We start from the raw sequence: 16,583 nt of genomic DNA, 5'->3' as shown, positions 1-16,583 counted from the left end.
GCGAACGGGGCGCGTAGCGGCCCCGGGATTTCAGCCTCCCACGCTGGGCTGACGAGGGCGCTGCGCCGCAGCGTCTCGTCAGCGAAGGCGTATTCCAATAGCGTTGTTCAAGGCGATAAACAGGCGTGCGGCCCAAGAGCGGGCGCGTATGGCTTGGATTTCTTCGAGGTTGGAGAAGGTGTAGCGCACGCCCTTGCGGCGTTCTTCTGCGCGGAGGTGGGCGAGGCCGGCTACAGTGCGCCAGATGCCGATTATTACAATTGTGGGCAATGCCATACAGATTATGAGCGTTACGGTAGGGTATTCATCCATGAGCGAGACGACAGCACCGCCGCCGAGGGTGCCCATGGCGGTCCAAACCGGGGGAACATAGGTTTCCTTGCGAGGCGCAACATGAACCCTGCCATCTCGAATCTCGTAGGGCACTGGCGAGATGTTCAGTCGGGATATCAGGAGATAACTGATCGCAGTAATCGCTAATAGTACGCCGACAAGTAAGGTCCCTATAGGCCACCCCTCTTTTTTGGGGGCCGTTGAAAGTATGCACGCCCCTGGGATGAAAAGAATCAAAAAGAATATCTGAAATAAAGAGTATGTGCAAAAGGCGCTATAACTATCACTAACATAGGCGCACTGACTTCTTGTCCAAAAAATAAGAAGCGACAACACTATGATGAGTGCTAACGGCCAGTCGCACATTAGATGGGCAAGGAATAGGCAGGCAATTTCAAATAGCATGCTGTAGCGGGTTAGCTTGAACACTTCATGAATCCCTGAGAATGGCATTTTACCAGTGTCCCTTGGTGAGCCCGTCTCCTAACTTTTTGTCGCCCCCATATTCGATGAATGCTTTCTGGGCCATTGTGCCGAGCAGGAAAGATATGCCAACGACAAGTACTAATGGCGCTGATCCAATAGCCGCAGCGGTCAATACGCTTGTAGCAAAGCCAACAACATTTGCGGGTTGGCTGTATGCAGATCGCTCGAAGAACTCACCCAGAGAATTGGAGTCCCTGGCATCGATAAGTGCTTGTGGGCCGAACGACAATAGGCCTCCTACCGCATTGCTCGAAATAATCTTCGCGAATCCCCTCGAACCATACGTCCGTGGATCAAGCCCTACGCGACTGTTCAGCAATCGTTGAGCCTGGTGAACCGGCATGTGGAGATTGTTCCCCACCCGCAACGACCTGACGTTGTAATAGGCCACCCCCTTCATCACCGGCACTTGGAACTTGAGAACGCCCCCCACGTGCACCAACGTGATCCGGCGCTGAAACGACTTGCGCGCCGAGCGGCTGCCAGCGCGCCCGCGCTCCGCGGCCCAGGCCTTGAGGTCTTTCTTCAGAGGTTCGGGCAGGTCCAGCAGGTCGATCAAGCGCTTGGTGTTCGACGCCGCATACACCAGGTGGATGACTGTGCCCAGCGTGCTGGGGAGGCTGGCGGGGGAGAACCAGAGCGGCCCTATGGTCGGGATCGACTCGGCGCGTTCGCGCAAGGCTTCGAGCTCTTGGACAGTATTCCGGCCAGCATTTTCGAGCCTGGCGAACAGGCTGAGCAGAAGTGTAAGCGACTCCTGGGCCTCGTCTGCCGACATCTCAGCGTCGGGCATCGCTAGCTCATTGGCCAGGAACATCGCTGCACTGTAGTCGTCGGTGTTATACCAGCCTTCGATGTCGATCAATGACGGGAAGGCTCGAGCGGCGACCAGTTCAGGCCAGGGCAATTCGCCTTTGCCGAGCAGGCCGCGGGGGTTTTCGCCCCAGGGGTTGGTGCGTGTGCAAAGCGGGGGTATGTAGTACATGGTCTGCATTCCTTACTGTGCATGAACGATTCATGCCTGCATCCTGCAGTAAGTGGGTAAGTGGCGTGCAGAAGAGTAAAAAAGAGCGAGGGGCTTCAGTCAATGAACTCGAAGGCGTTTTGGCTGGCTGATTTTTTATTAGGCATTTCGAAAAGTAGGAAGTTTATTTCTCCAGCTGTAGGAATATTCTTCTTAAATACATTACCAGCCTAACTTCCTTGACATGTTTGTGGGCATGATAATTGGACACAGTGTTAGGGATGATCGGGCGGGATCGGCCTGACGGTATGGCATGGCTGTTTTGGGGCTGCTGCGCAGCCCTTTCGCGGCACAAGGCCGCTCCTACAGAGGGTGCGCGTGTTGGGGTGAATGGCGGAAGGCAGCGGGAGTCGAACCTGCCCGGGAACGGCTGCCGTCCCCAACCGGGTTTGAAGCCCGGCCGCGCCACCGGGCGCGATTGCCTTCCTTGTAGTCAGTGCCTGGCCGGTTGCTGGGCCAAGGCGCTGTCGGCGCGGATGTAACGCTGGTCGGCGACCCTCCGGGTCAGGCCGAGGCGGTCGAAGTATTCGAGAATCTGTACGCTTCGCTTGCGACCGATGCCCAACATATCGCGAAACGCCGCGACCTGCACTATCGGTGTACTGGCCGAATGCTGCAATAGCATGTCGGCCATGCGCCGGATCGTCACCTCGGGGTAGAACAGATCGCGCACCACCTGGTGCACCAGACCCAGCCGAGCCAGCTTGCGCAGCAGCAGGCGCACTTCACCCTCGTCGCGTTTTTCCGCCGAGGCCAGGGTACGGACCCACGGCGGGTCATACAACCCTTCCAACAACGCCGGTTGCAGCCGCGCCCACAAGGCAGCGTCGGCTTCGCTCAATTGCACCTTGTGATTCGGCAGGTGCAGCCAGGGGCCGCTGCTGACGATATCGCCCGACGCCAGCAGCTCCTCCAGCAAGGTGACAAATGCCGGGCGCTCTACGGGCAAGGCGACGAAACGGCGCAGCCGGTCGCGGTCCGGGCCGAGCTGGTCCGGCTCCTGTTCATGGAAGTGCGCAAGCTGTGCGATTACCTGCTGCTTGAGTGCCTGCCAATGATGCCGGGCAAACAACAGCGGCCCCTGTTTCGTGGTAATGGTTTGCACGCCCTCGGGCAACTGCCAGCTTTCACGCAACCGATTGAACTGACGTTCCAGGCGCTGCGGGTCCAGCCCTCCCGGTGCCGCGTCCAGCATGGCAGGCAAGGCCTGCTCCAACTCCAGAGTTTCGCGCAACACCTGCAACTGGCGCAGGCGCGCGTCGCTACGCCGCTGGCGGCTGGGGGCGAAGGGGTCGAGTACCCGGCCACCACCCAGCGTGCGCTGGGCACGCTGGTCACGCAGCACCAGGCGGTCGCCATGCACCGCCTGCAAGGGTGCGTTGAGCAGCAGTTGGGCGAACGTCCTCTGGCCGGCCTTCAGTGTCTCGCCTTCGAGCAGCGCTACCCGCGCCGTGACATCCTGCGTGCCCAAATGCACATGCACGGCGCTGAAATGCTCGAAGGTGCGTGTTTCGCCCGGCAGCAGAGTGAGTTCAATGTCCACCCGCGTGCTTGGCGCATGCAGCCAGTCCGGCACCAGCCAGTCGCCGCGGTGGATCTGCTCCAGGGCCAGACGCTCGGAACTGATGTTCAAGGCCACTCGCTGACCGGCGTCGGCCACCAGTGCGGCCTGGTTCTGCGCATGCAGGCCGCGCACCCGTACCGCTTTGCCCGCCTTGCCCAGCAGCAGGTTGTCCCCGGCACTGACCCGCCCGGCCAGCGCCGTACCGGTGACCACGATACCCGCACCGGGCACGGCGAACGCCCGGTCCACCGCCAGCCGGAAGCCGCCCCGGGCGCTGCGCTGGCCCACGCGCGCCTCGGCCGCCAGCAAGGCCTGGCGCAACGCCTCGATGCCTTCGCCAGTGACGCTGGACAACGGAAACTGGGCCGCATCGGCATAAGGTCCGGGCGCCAGCAGGTCGCTCACTTCGGCCTGCACCTGGGCCACGCGCACCGGGTCGGCGCGGTCGCACTTGCTGATCGCTACCAGGGCCTGGGGAATGCCCAGCAGCTCGATGATCGCCAGGTGCTCGCGGGTCTGCGGCATCACGCCGTCGTCGGCGGCCACCACCAGCAGTACCAGGTCGATGCCATGGGCACCGGCCAGCATGTTATGGATGAAGCGCTCATGGCCCGGCACATCGATGAAACCGGTCAGCGGTCCCCCTTCGGCCAGGGCGGCGTAGCGATAGCCAAGGTCGATGGTCATGCCCCGGGCGCGCTCCTCCTGGCGATGGTCACCCGCCTGGCCGGTCAGGGCCTGGAGCAGCGCGGTCTTGCCATGGTCGATATGGCCGGCGGTGCCGACGATCATTGGGTCGGTCCCAACTGCAACTCAGGGAGCTGCGCCAGCCACTGGACCTCGTCATCCAGCTGGCGCAAGTCGAGCCACAGGGCATCATCGTCGATGCGCCCCAGCACCGGCACCGGCAAGGCGCGCAAGGCGCGTTCCAGTACGTGCAGGCTACGCCCGCGCAACTTCTTCGACACCTGCGGACGCAGGCACAACGCCGCACTGGGTAGGCGTGCCACCGGCTGGCTGCCGCTGCCGATCATGCCCAGCGCAGGCTCCACGCTGACAACCCATTGCGGCCCCAGGCGATTGGCCAATACGGGCGCCAGGCGCTCGGCCTGGGCAGCGATCTCGACTTGCGGGCGCGTCAGCAAGCGCAAGCTGGGCAGGCGCTCGGCCAGGCGATCAGGGTTGCGGTACAGCGCCAGCACCGCCTCCAGGGCAGCCAGGGTGATCTTGTCGACGCGCAGGGCACGCTTGAGCGGGTTCTTCTTGATCTTGGCGATCAGTTCCTTGCGCCCCACGATGATGCCGGCCTGGGGACCGCCGAGCAGTTTGTCGCCACTGAAGGTGACGATGTCGGCGCCGTCGGCCAGGGCCTGGCGCACCGTAGGTTCGGCCGGCAGGCCCCAGCGCGTGAGGTCGAGCAGGCTGCCGCTGCCCAGGTCTTCTAGCAACGGCAGGCCGTGGGCATGGGCGATGCTGGCCAGCTCGGCCGTGGCCACCTGGGTGGTGAAGCCCTGGATGCTGTAGTTGCTGCAGTGCACGCGCATCAGCAGACCTGTGCGCGGGTTGATCGCCCCTTGGTAGTCACGGGCATGGGTGCGATTGGTGGTGCCCACCTCATGCAGGCGCACACCGGCGCGGGCCATGATGTCCGGGATACGGAAGGCACCACCGATCTCGATCAGCTCGCCCCGGGAGATGATGCCCTCCTTGCGTGCGCCCAGGCTGTTGAGCGCCAGCAACACGGCAGCGGCATTGTTGTTGACCACGGTGACCGCTTCGGCGCCGGTGAGCTCGCGGATCAGGCCTTCGATCAGGTCATCGCGGTCGCCGCGCTTGCCGGTGGCCAGGTCGAACTCCAGGTTGAGCGGATAGCGGGCGGCGGTTTGCATGGCCTCGACAGCCTCTTCCGGCAGCAAGGCGCGGCCGAGGTTGGTGTGCAGCACGGTGCCGGTGAGATTGAAAACCCGGCGGACCTGGCTGCGCTGCTGGATGGCCAGGCGTTCGCCGGCGCGGCCATTGAGGACGTCCGGCGCCAGTTCGACAGCGCCCATCTGGCCAAGGCGGGCAGGCTCGCGCAGATCGTCGAGCAGTTGGCGCAAGGTGGCCAACACGGCGTCGCGACCATGCCGCTCGATCAGGGGCTCGCAGGTCGGGTGACGCAGCAGGGTATCGATAGAGGGCAGGCGTGGGGTGTCGCTAGCGGGGCTCGCGGGCATACGGTACTACCTTCAACTGATCCGTAGTCTGTTCCGGCTCTATCGCGGGACAAGCCCGCTCCCACAGGTCGGCGCATGCAGGACCTTGTGGGAGCTGACTTGCCAGCGATGGGCTCAACTCGATGTAGCAGTGTAGACCTTCACCCGCCACCCGGCGCGAGCATCAGGTTCGGTGCCAGCCGATGGAAGCCCTCTTCGTCCAGGCGCATGTCCAGTGCCAGGCTGGCCAGGTCGTCGGCCAAGGGCTCGGCGGCGCTGTCGTTCTCCAGGTAACACTGCTTGAGGTAGCTGTTGCAGCCCGGGCAGCACTCGGCACGCAGCGGCGCCTTGCCCGGCGCATGGCGGTCATCCTCGAGGTTGGTGTAGCGCAGGTCCTTGCTCGAGTCGCAGTACACGCACTTGACCCGCACCACATGCCACTCGCAGGCACACAGCGAACAGGCCAGGTAACGCAGACCATTGTGTTTGCCACGGTTACGCACTACCCCGGCCATGGCCGGCGAGCCACAGGCTGGGCACTGCGAAAGGCTGCCGCCAGGTTTGAGTTCAGGCTCCGGCAGGCTCAGCAACCAATGGCTCCATGCCGCCTGCAATGCAGCGCCAATGAAGGGCACCATGGCAGCTGGCACGGCATCATACTGGCCGCCGAGCAAGGCGATGGCCCAGCCCTTGCGCTGCGTTTGATCACTGTTGCCCAAGGTACGCACGGCATCGGCCAGCGCGCCGCTCGGCTCATCCTGGAAGTGCTCGAGCAGTGCGTCCAACCAAGGCAGCCAGGGCCCCTCGCGCACCAGGCTGTCGGCGGCCAGCGGCGGCAGGCCATGGCTCAGGCAGAGGCGCCGACGTTCCTCGGCCACCGGCATGGAGGTTGGCGGCTGCGCCAGCAAATACTGCTGGACACGACACAGCCGGGCGGCCAGCCGAAGGTAATCGCTCAAGGCGTGCCCCTCGGCCAGGTGTTCGAGCCGTTCGGCTCGCAACTGGAACAGCTCGGAGGATGGAAGATGCAGGAACGGCGGCGCAGTCGCCGCCGCCTCGATCTGCCCAGGTTCGAGAATCGTGCTCAAGCGGTCATCCTTCTTTTCTACCCGGGCTTGGCGGGGCCTTGTCGCCCGTCACGTCCCGGTACCACAGTTCATGATGCTTGCGCGCCCAGGCGCGGCTCACCGTGCCATGCAGCATCGCGCCTACCGAGCCCTTGATCCAGATGCCGGCGTAGATGTGCACGATGATGCTGAGGATCAGCACGAATGCTGCCAAGGCATGCAGCAAGGTGGCCAGGCGAATGGCGCCGATGTCGAAGTACTGGCTGAACCAGGCTCGCCAGATCACCACGCCACTGACCAGCAACACGAGCATGCACAACAGCAAGGTCCAGAACAGCAGCTTCTGCCCGGCGTTGTACTTGCCGATCGGTGGCACGCCCTCTTCCTTGTTCAGCATCACCCGGTCGATACGGCGCAGCCATAGGCGGTCGTTTGCAGTGATGAAGTTGGCGCGCCAGAAACGCAGCACCAGGCCGAGGAAGAACACGAACATCGCCACCCCGAGGAACGGATGCAGGATGCGTGTCCACGGCCCGCCGCCAAACAGGTGGCTGAGCCAGAACAGTGCCGGATGGAACAGCGCCAGCCCCGACAACCCGGCCATCACGAACAGGATCGCGACGATCCAGTGGTTGCTTCGCTCGTTGGCGTTGTAGCGCACGATAGGTTTGTGGTCGCTCATGGCCGTGGCTCCCCTTGCCCACCGGGCTTGGTCGGGTCATAGACATGGACCGACGGGTCCACTTGGTGCACGCCGTCTTCGCCCGTGGTCGGATGCTCCTGCTCCTCGACCCGCTGTGGGCCGACCCGCACGTAGTGGAAGAACCCGGCCAGCACCGCCGCCCCCATGGCCAGCAGCGCCAGCGGCTTGCTGATGCCCTTCCACAACCCCACCAGGGGGCTGATCACCGGCTGGTCGGGCAAGCCTGCATACAGCTTGGGCGTGTCGGCATGGTGCAACACGTACATCACGTGGGTACCGCCGACGCCGTCCGGGTCGTACAACCCGGCGTTGTCGTAGCCACGGGACTTGAGGTCGACGATGCGCTCGGCGGCATGCACCTTCATCTCGTCCTTGCTGCCGAAGACGATCGCCCCGGTCGGGCAGGTCTTCACACAGGCCGGCTCCAGGCCCACGGCCACGCGGTCGGAACACAGGCTGCACTTGTAGGCTTTGTGGTCCTTCTGCGAGATGCGCGGGATGTTGAACGGGCACCCGGTGATGCAGTAGCCACAGCCGATGCAGTGGTCCTGGTTGAAGTCGACGATGCCGTTGGCGTGCTTGATGATCGCCCCCGGGCTCGGGCACGCCTTCAGGCACCCTGGCTCGGCGCAATGCATGCAACCATCCTTGCGGATCAGCCATTCCAGGTTGCCATCGTCGCGCTCGTGCTCAGTGAAGCGCATCAAGGTCCAGGTATCGGCAGTCAGATCCTGGGGATTGTCGTAGGTGCCATGGTTGTGGCCGACCTCGTCACGCAGTTCGTTCCACTCCGAGCACGCCACCTGGCAGGCCTTGCAGCCGATGCACTTGGTGGTGTCGATCAGCTTGGCCACTTCCTGCTGCTGGCGTACCGAAGGCGGTACGGTCGTGGTGGCCGAGCGGGCGATGATGTCTTGCTGGGCCATTTAGATTTTCTCCACGTTGACGAGGAACGACTTGGACTCCGGCGTCTGGGTGTTGCCATCGCCCAGGAACGGCACCAGGGTGTTGGTCAAATAGCCATGCCGGGTGATGCCGGTGAAGCCCCAGTGCAACGGGATACCCACGTGGTGCACGGTCTGGTTGTTGACCTTCAGCGGACGGATCCGCTTGGTCACCACCGCCACCGCCTCGATATGCCCTCGCTTGGAGCTCACCCGCACCCGATCGCCCGCCTTGATGCCCTTCTCATTAGCCAGCGCCTCACCGATTTCGACGAACTGCTCGGGCTGGGCAATGGCGTTGAGGCGGCAATGCTTGCTCCAGAAGTGGAAGTGCTCGGTCAGCCGGTAGGTGGTTGCCGCATAGGGGAACTGGTCGGCCTTGCCGAGGGTATCCCACACCGAGTCGAAGACCCGCCCGGCCGGGTTACTGGTGGCCTTCTTGTTCTGCGGGTTCAGCGGGTTGATGCCGATGGGCGTTTCGAACGGCTCGTAGTGTTCGGGGAACGGCCCCTCGGCCATCTTGTCGATGGCGAAGAACCGCGCCACACCTTCGGGGTTCATGATGAACGGATTCATCCCGGCTTCCGGCGGCGAGTCGACCTTGAAGTCAGGCACGTCGGTACCGGTCCAGGCCTTGCCGTTCCACCACACCAGGCGCTTCTTCTCCGGCTCCCAGGGTTTGCCCTGCGGGTCGCTGGAGGCACGGTTGTAGAGGATGCGCCGGTTGGCAGGCCACGCCCAGGCCCAGTTCTGCACCTGATGCATGCCGTAAGGGTCGCTGTTGTCGCGCCGGGCCATCTGGTTGCCCTGTTCGGTCCAGCAACCCGAGAAGATCCAGCAACCGGACGCGGTACTGCCATCGTCTTTAAGCTGGCCGAAGCCAGAGAGCTGCTGGCCTGCCTTGAGGGTGGTACCGGCCGCATCGACCTGGTCGGTGATCGCCCAGCCGTTCATTTCCTTGGCCAGCTCCTCCGGGGAAGGCTCTTCAGGAATCTTGTACGGCCAGCTGATATTGAGCATCGGGTCGGGGTAGGCACCGCCCTCGGTCTTGTAGCGATGGCGCAGGCGCAGGAACAGCTCGCTCATGATCTGCACGTCGGTGCGGGTCTCGCCCGGGCCGTCGGCGCCTTTCCAGTGCCATTGCAACCAGCGGCTGCTGTTGACCAGCGAGCCATCTTCCTCGGCGAAGCAGGTGGTGGGCAGGCGGAACACCTCGGTCTGGATATTGGCCGTGTCGACGTCGTTGAACGGGCCAGCGTTGCGCCAGAACTCGGAGGTTTCGGTGGCCAGCGGGTCCATGATCACCAGCCACTTGAGCTTGGCCAGCGCGGCGGTGACGCGGTTCTTGTCCGGCAACGCAGCGATGGGGTTGAAGCCCTGGCACATATAGCCGTTGACCTTGCCCTGCCCCATCATCTCGAACATGCGCAGCACGTCGTAGGAGCCGACATCCAGCTTGGGCAGCCACTCATAGCCCCAGTCGTTCTCTGCGGTGGCGTTGGCGCCATACCAGGCCTTCATCAGGCTGACGTGGAATTTGCCGTAGTTCTGCCAGTAGGACAGCTGCCCTGGGCGCAGCGGTTTGGATGCGCGTTTGTCGATGTACGTGGCGTAGTCCTGCTCGGCATCGCCGGGCAGGGTCAGGTAGCCAGGCAACGAGTTGGACAGCAGCCCCAGGTCGGTCAGGCCCTGGATGTTGGAGTGGCCGCGCAGCGCGTTGACCCCGCCACCCGGCATGCCGACGTTGCCCAGCAGCAACTGGACCATGGCCGCACTGCGGATGATCTGCGCACCAATCGAGTGCTGCGTCCAGCCGAGCGCATAAAGGATCGTCATGGTCTTGCCCGGTTGCGAGCAGGTGGCGATCTCTTCCCAGATCTTCATCATGGCGTCCTGGGGCATGCCACAGGTCATGCTCGCCACTTCCGGGGTGTAGCGGCTGTAGTGCTGCTTCATCAGCTGGAAGACGCAGCGCGGGTGCTGCAGGGTCGGGTCGACCTTGGCGAAGCCGTCTTCGCCGAGTTCATAGCCCCAGCCAGACTTGTCGGCATAGATACGCTTGTCCGCGTCGTAGCCGCTGAACAGCCCATCTTCGAAGCCATAGCCTTCGTTGACGATGAACGACACGTCGGTGTAGTTGCGCACGTACTCGTGCTGGATCTTGTCGTTGCTCAGCAGGTAATTGATCAGCCCGCCCATGAAGGCGATGTCGGTACCGGTACGGATCGGCGCATAGTAGTCCGCCACCGAGGCGGTACGCGTGAACCGCGGGTCGACCACGATCAGCCGCGCCTTGTTGTGCGCCTTGGCCTCGGTCACCCACTTGAAGCCGCACGGGTGCGCTTCTGCTGCGTTGCCACCCATCACCAGGACCAGGTTCGCGTTGGCGATATCAGACCAGTGATTGGTCATGGCGCCACGGCCATACGTCGGGGCAAGACTTGCCACCGTCGGGCCGTGTCAGACACGCGCTTGGTTATCGAACCCCAGTACGCCCAGCGAACGGACCACCTTGTGCGTCAGGTAGCCGGCCTCGCTGGAGGCGGCTGACGCGGCGAGGAAGCCCACGGTGAGCCAGCGGTTGACCGTCTGGCCCTGATCGTTCTTCTCGATGAAATTGGCGTCGCGGTCCTTCTTCATCAGGTCGGCGATGCGATCGAGCGCCTCGTCCCAGCTGACCCGGGTCCATTCCTTGCTGCCTGGCTTGCGCACTTCGGGGTACTGCAGGCGGTTGGGGCTGTGGATAAAGTCCAACAGGCCGGCGCCCTTAGGGCACAGAGTGCCACGGTTGACCGGGTGATCCGCATCGCCCTCGATGTGGATGATGTTCTGCTTGACGTTCTTGCCCGCGTCGCCCTGGCTGTACATGATCAGGCCGCAGCCGACCGAGCAGTAGGGGCAGGTGTTGCGGGTCTCTTTGGTGTGCGCCAGCTTGAAGTGGCGCACCTGCTCGGCGAACGCAGGCGTAGGGGCCATGCCCAACGCCGCAAGGCTCGAGCCTCCAAGGCCGACAGCGGCGACCTTGAAGAACTGCCGACGGTTGAGGTCCATCGTGCACTCCTGATCAGGTTCTGGGCGCCTGGAACGTGCCGGCGCCTCTAGGACTCACGGTAGTGGCCATCGGGATGGCCACCAACCTGTAACTCTAGTCAAGAATCAGGAATGTGCGATGACATGGGTCAGGCATGAAGCAATCACGGGGCAAGCCCGCACCTACAAGGGGGTGCCTGTAGGTGCGGGCTTGCCCCGCGATGGGCTGTGTAACAGCCCCAACCATTACCGCAGATAGCTCAGGACCGGCGTAGTTCGAGGCCCTGGCGCTGGTCAGAACGGAATATCGTCATCGAAGCTGTCGAAGTCGGCCGCTGGCTGCGGTGCTGGCTGCTGCGGTGCGGGGCGCTGCGGGGCTTGCTGCGGACGCGGCGCCTGCTGGCGAGGGGCCTGGTTGTACTGCTGCTGGCCGCCCTGGTTGTAGTTGCCGCCACCCTGGTTGTACGGATCACCGCCCTGCTGATTCTGCGGACGACCGCCGAGCAACTGCATGGTGCCGTTGATGTCGACGATGATTTCGGTGGTGTAGCGCTTGATGCCGTCTTTTTCCCACTCGCGGGTCTGCAGCTTGCCTTCGATGTAGCACTGCGAACCTTTGCGCAGGTACTCGCCGGCGATCTCGGCGACCTTGCCGAACAGGGCCACGCGGTGCCATTCGGTACGCTCGACCTTCTGGCCGGACTGCTTGTCGGTCCATTGCTCGCTGGTGGCCAGGCTCAGGTTGGTCACGGCGTTACCGTTGGGCAGGTAGCGGACTTCGGGATCCTGACCGCAGGTGCCGACCAGAATGACTTTGTTAACCCCACGGGCCATAACGTTCTCCTAGGCTTCGCACGCCGAAGAGGCTGGGTTCACCAGACGCTCGAGGGTCGCACGGTCCAAAATTTTCGTATCCAGTTTGATATAGATGGCGGCTTCTTCTGCCACCACCACGGCGTCGGTCACACCCGGCACGGCCAACAGTCGCTCGGTCAAGCCGGCTTCCCGGAGACCTTCCGGCGTCAGCGGCATGCGCAGGCTGGTCACGTACGGCGGCTCGTTCATGCTCAAGGCAGTCACCAGCCACACGGCACACAGCCCTGCGCAACCGAGGAACACCATGCCCAGGCCACCGTGCTGGAACAACCAGCCACCGATGATTCCTCCCAGGGCGGCACCCAGGAACTGGCTGGTGGAATAAACCCCCATGGCCGTCCCCTTGCCGCCTGCGGGCGACACTTTGCTCACCAGAGAAGGCAGCGATGCCTCCAGCAGGTTGAATGCCGTAAAGAATACCACGGTGCCGGTCACCAGTCCGCGCAAGTTGTCAGCCCATTGCCAGAAGAACAGCTCGACCACCATCAGCACGCCGACAGCGCCGATCAACACGCGCTTCATCTTGCGCTTCTTCTCGCCATAGATGATGAACGGGATCATTGCAAAAAATGAGACGAGCAAGGCGGTCAGGTATACCCACCAGTGTTGCTCCTTCGGCAGGCCGCCGCGCTCGACGAAGGCCAGGGGCAACGCAACGAAGCTGGCCATGAGGATGGCATGCAGGACGAAAATGCCCACGTCCAGGCGCAGAAGGTCCGGATGACGCAGGGTCGGGCCCAGGGCCTGGCGCGCCACACCGGACTCGCGGTGCTGCAGGGCCTTGTGGCCGCTGGGCACGACGAAGGCGATGAGGGCGATGCCGACGAGGGCAAGTCCTGCAGTGGCGAGGAACAATCCTGACAAGCCAAAGGCACGGGTCAACAATGGCCCAATAACCATGGCCACGGCGAACGACAGACCGATGCTCATGCCGATCATGGCCATGGCCTTGGTGCGGTGCTGCTCGCGGGTCAGGTCGGAAAGCAATGCCATGACGGCCGCCGAAATGGCCCCTGCACCTTGCAGGATGCGCCCGGCGATCACACCCCAGATCGAGTCAGCCTGCGCCGCCAGCAGGCTGCCGAGGGCGAACACCACCAGGCCCAGGTAGATCACCGGGCGGCGCCCGATGCGATCGGAAATCACCCCGAACGGAATCTGCAGCACGGCCTGGGTCAGGCCGTAGGCACCGATGGCCAGGCCGATCAGCGCAGGGGTCGCGCCGGCCAGGTCCATGCCATAGGTCGCCAGCACCGGCAGGACCATGAACATGCCCAGCATACGAAAGGCAAAGACCAGGGCCAGGCCGCTTGCGGCGCGGGTTTCGCTGCCACTCATGCGCTCGTTGTGGGTGTCGTGCATGGAATAACCTCGTGTGAACCGGCGGCGATTCTATCAGTCCGACAGCGTAACAGCATCCACGCGACGCTTTGCCGCGTACTGGCAGCGCGCCTTATACTCCCTTGTTTATGCCCGCCGAGCGAGGCCGCAGTGGACAAGATCCTGATCCGTGGGGCACGCACCCACAACCTGAAGAACATCGACCTGACCCTGCCTCGGGACAAACTGATCGTGATCACCGGCCTGTCCGGTTCCGGCAAGTCGTCCCTGGCGTTCGACACCTTGTACGCCGAGGGGCAGCGCCGCTATGTGGAGTCCTTGTCGGCCTATGCCCGGCAGTTCCTGTCCATGATGGAAAAGCCCGACGTGGACACCATCGAAGGCCTGTCGCCGGCCATCTCCATCGAGCAGAAATCCACCTCGCACAACCCCCGCTCCACCGTCGGCACCATCACCGAAATCTACGACTACCTGCGCCTGCTCTACGCCCGCGTCGGCACGCCACGCTGTCCGGACCACGACATCCCGCTGGAGGCGCAAACGATCAGCCAGATGGTCGATCTGGTGCTTGCCCAGCCCGAAGGCAGCAAGCTGATGCTGCTCGCGCCGGTAGTACGTGAACGCAAGGGCGAGCACTTGGCGGTGTTCGACGAACTGCGCGCCCAGGGCTTCGTACGCGCCCGGGTCAACGGCAAGTTGTACGAGCTCGACGAACTGCCCAAGCTGGACAAACAGAAGAAGCACAGCATCGATGTGGTGGTGGACCGCTTCAAGGTCCGCGAAGACTTGCAGCAGCGATTGGCCGAGTCCTTCGAGACAGCCCTGAAGCTGGCCGACGGTATCGCCCTGGTTGCGCCGATGGACGACGAGGTCGGCGAGGAGATGATCTTCTCCGCCCGTTTCGCCTGCCCGGTGTGCGGCCATGCCATCAGCGAACTCGAGCCTAAGCTGTTCTCCTTCAACAACCCGGCCGGTGCCTGCCCGACCTGCGACGGCCTGGGCGTGAAGCAGTTCTTCGACACCAAGCGCCTGGTCAACAACGAGCTGACCCTGGCCGAGGGCGCCATACGCGGCTGGGACCGGCGCAACGTCTATTACTTCCAGATGCTCGGCTCGCTGGCCTCGCACTATGGCTTCAGCCTGGAGCTGCCGTTCGGCGAGCTGTCGGCCGAACACCAGAAGGTGATCCTGCACGGCAGCGGCAAACAGAGCGTCGACTTCAAGTACCTCAACGACCGTGGCGACATCGTCAAGCGTTCGCACCCCTTCGAGGGCATCGTGCCCAACCTGGAGCGACGCTACCGCGAGACCGAGTCCGCCACTGTGCGCGAGGAGCTGGCCAAGTACCTCGGTACCCAGCCCTGCCCGGACTGCCGCGGCACCCGCCTGCGTCGCGAAGCGCGTCACGTCTGGGTAGGCGAGAAAACCCTGCCGGCGGTCACCAACCTGCCGATCGGCGAAGCCAGCGACTATTTCAGCGACCTGACCCTGACCGGCCGGCGCGGCGAGATCGCGGCGAAAATCCTCAAGGAGATCTGCGAGCGCCTGCAATTCCTGGTCAATGTCGGCCTGGACTACCTGACCCTGGACCGCAGCGCCGAGACCCTGTCTGGCGGCGAAGCCCAGCGCATCCGCCTGGCCAGCCAGATCGGCGCCGGCCTGGTGGGCGTCATGTACATTCTCGACGAACCGTCCATTGGTCTGCACCAGCGGGACAACGACCGCTTGCTGGCGACCCTGAACCACCTGCGCGACCTGGGCAACACGGTGATCGTGGTGGAGCACGACGAGGATGCCATTCGCCTGGCCGACTACGTGGTCGACATTGGCCCGGGCGCAGGTGTGCACGGCGGCCAGATCGTCGCCGAGGGCTCACCGGAAGAGGTGATGGCCCACCCCGACTCGCTCACCGGCAAGTACCTCTCCGGACGCAAGAAGATCGTCGTGCCGGCCAAGCGAACCCCACGCAACAAGAAGCTCGCGCTCAAGCTCAAGGGCGCCCGTGGCAACAACCTGCAGAACGTCGACCTGGAAGTACCGATCGGCCTGCTGACATGCGTCACGGGGGTGTCCGGCTCAGGCAAGTCGACGCTGATCAACAATACCCTGTTCCCCCTGGCCGCCACCGCGCTCAACGGTGCCAGCAGCCTGGAGGCGGCGCCGCACAACAGCCTGGACGGCCTGCAGCACCTGGACAAGGTGGTCGACATCGACCAGAGCCCGATCGGCCGCACACCGCGCTCCAACCCGGCAACCTACACCGGCATCTTCACGCCGATCCGCGAACTGTTCGCCGGCGTGCCAGAGTCGCGCGCACGGGGCTACGGCCCGGGGCGTTTCTCGTTCAACGTCAAGGGTGGGCGCTGCGAGGCGTGCCAGGGCGATGGCCTGATCAAGGTGGAGATGCACTTCCTGCCGGATATCTACGTGCCCTGCGATGTGTGCAAGAGCAAGCGCTACAACCGCGAGACCCTGGAGATCAAGTACAAGGGCAAGAACATCCACGAGGTGCTGGAAATGACCATCGAGGATGCCCGGGCGTTCTTCGATGCGGTACCGGCCCTGGCGCGCAAGCTGCAGACACTGATGGACGTGGGCCTGTCCTACATCAAGCTGGGGCAGTCGGCCACGACACTGTCAGGCGGCGAGGCGCAGCGGGTCAAGTTGTCTCGCGAACTGTCCAAGCGCGATACCGGCAAGACGCTGTATATCCTCGATGAGCCGACTACCGGCCTGCATTTCGCCGATATCCAGCAACTGTTGGATGTACTGCATCGCCTGCGCGACCACGGCAATACCGTGGTGGTGATCGAGCATAACCTGGACGTGATCAAGACGGCCGACTGGCTGGTGGACCTGGGGCCGGAAGGTGGCTCCAAAGGTGGCCAGATCATTGCCTGTGGTACCCCGGAGGAGTTGGCCGAGATGAAGCAGTCCTACACCGGGCATTACCTCAAGCCGCTGCTGGAGCGGGACCGGGCCTGAGGATGGGGGCGCTTTGCGCCCCTTTCGCGGCACAA

At 63.5% G+C, this 16,583-nt stretch carries 11 protein-coding genes and 1 tRNA gene; 1 reads left to right on the top strand and 11 read right to left on the bottom strand.

Annotated elements, in window-relative coordinates; translation table 11 throughout:
• Positions 1-78 precede the first annotated feature (78 nt).
• The 11 genes from K8374_RS02265 to K8374_RS02215 form a co-directional block, all read right to left on the bottom strand.
• Positions 79-762 carry a hypothetical protein gene (locus K8374_RS02265; RefSeq protein ID WP_224457769.1) on the bottom strand — a complete coding sequence of 228 codons (684 nt, stop codon included), beginning with the start codon at positions 760-762 and terminating at the stop codon, positions 79-81.
• 25 nt (positions 763-787) lie between these two features.
• Positions 788-1,804, bottom strand: coding sequence for a hypothetical protein (locus tag K8374_RS02260; protein ID WP_224457768.1), 1,017 nt, complete (start codon positions 1,802-1,804; stop codon positions 788-790).
• A gap of 370 nt (positions 1,805-2,174) precedes the next feature.
• Positions 2,175-2,270, bottom strand: a tRNA-Sec gene (locus K8374_RS02255).
• A 6-nt stretch (positions 2,271-2,276) separates the two neighbouring features.
• Positions 2,277-4,199: a selenocysteine-specific translation elongation factor gene (gene selB / locus K8374_RS02250; RefSeq protein ID WP_224457767.1), complete on the bottom strand. Its 1,923-nt coding sequence runs from the start codon at positions 4,197-4,199 to the stop codon at positions 2,277-2,279.
• Positions 4,196-5,623 (bottom strand): L-seryl-tRNA(Sec) selenium transferase, encoded by a 1,428-nt coding sequence (gene selA / locus K8374_RS02245; protein WP_224457766.1) that lies wholly within the window; start codon positions 5,621-5,623, stop codon positions 4,196-4,198. The genes selB and selA overlap by 4 nt, the downstream gene beginning before the upstream one ends.
• A 140-nt stretch (positions 5,624-5,763) precedes the next feature.
• Positions 5,764-6,690: a formate dehydrogenase accessory protein FdhE gene (fdhE, locus tag K8374_RS02240; protein WP_224457765.1), complete on the bottom strand. Its 927-nt coding sequence runs from the start codon at positions 6,688-6,690 to the stop codon at positions 5,764-5,766.
• A gap of 4 nt (positions 6,691-6,694) precedes the next feature.
• Positions 6,695-7,351 (bottom strand): formate dehydrogenase subunit gamma, encoded by a 657-nt coding sequence (locus K8374_RS02235; protein WP_224457764.1) that lies wholly within the window; start codon positions 7,349-7,351, stop codon positions 6,695-6,697.
• A complete protein-coding gene (gene fdxH / locus K8374_RS02230; protein WP_084857342.1) occupies positions 7,348-8,298 on the bottom strand; it encodes a formate dehydrogenase subunit beta in 951 nt (316 codons plus the stop codon). The genes K8374_RS02235 and fdxH overlap by 4 nt, the downstream gene beginning before the upstream one ends.
• The gene (gene fdnG / locus K8374_RS02225; RefSeq protein WP_224457763.1) at positions 8,299-11,367 is read right to left on the bottom strand and encodes a formate dehydrogenase-N subunit alpha; all 3,069 of its coding nucleotides are present in this window, start codon (positions 11,365-11,367) and stop codon (positions 8,299-8,301) included. It abuts the gene before it with no gap.
• Positions 11,368-11,640: 273 nt separating this feature from the next.
• The gene (locus K8374_RS02220) at positions 11,641-12,180 is read right to left on the bottom strand and encodes a single-stranded DNA-binding protein (protein ID WP_196145403.1); all 540 of its coding nucleotides are present in this window, start codon (positions 12,178-12,180) and stop codon (positions 11,641-11,643) included.
• Between the two features lie 9 nt (positions 12,181-12,189).
• On the bottom strand, positions 12,190-13,584 hold the full coding sequence (locus tag K8374_RS02215; protein WP_224457762.1) for an MFS transporter: 1,395 nt from the start codon (positions 13,582-13,584) through the stop codon (positions 12,190-12,192).
• A gap of 129 nt (positions 13,585-13,713) precedes the next feature.
• Between K8374_RS02215 and uvrA the strand changes: the two genes are divergently transcribed.
• Positions 13,714-16,548 carry an excinuclease ABC subunit UvrA gene (uvrA, locus tag K8374_RS02210; RefSeq protein WP_224457761.1) on the top strand — a complete coding sequence of 945 codons (2,835 nt, stop codon included), beginning with the start codon at positions 13,714-13,716 and terminating at the stop codon, positions 16,546-16,548.
• Positions 16,549-16,583: the final 35 nt, after the last annotated feature.

Origin of the sequence: Pseudomonas sp. p1(2021b) (assembly GCF_020151015.1) — a bacterium.
GTDB classification, from domain to species: Bacteria; Pseudomonadota; Gammaproteobacteria; order Pseudomonadales; family Pseudomonadaceae; genus Aquipseudomonas; species Aquipseudomonas putida_K.
The sequence above is the reverse complement of the archived record's forward strand: the minus strand, read 5'-3'. Positions and strand labels throughout refer to the sequence as shown.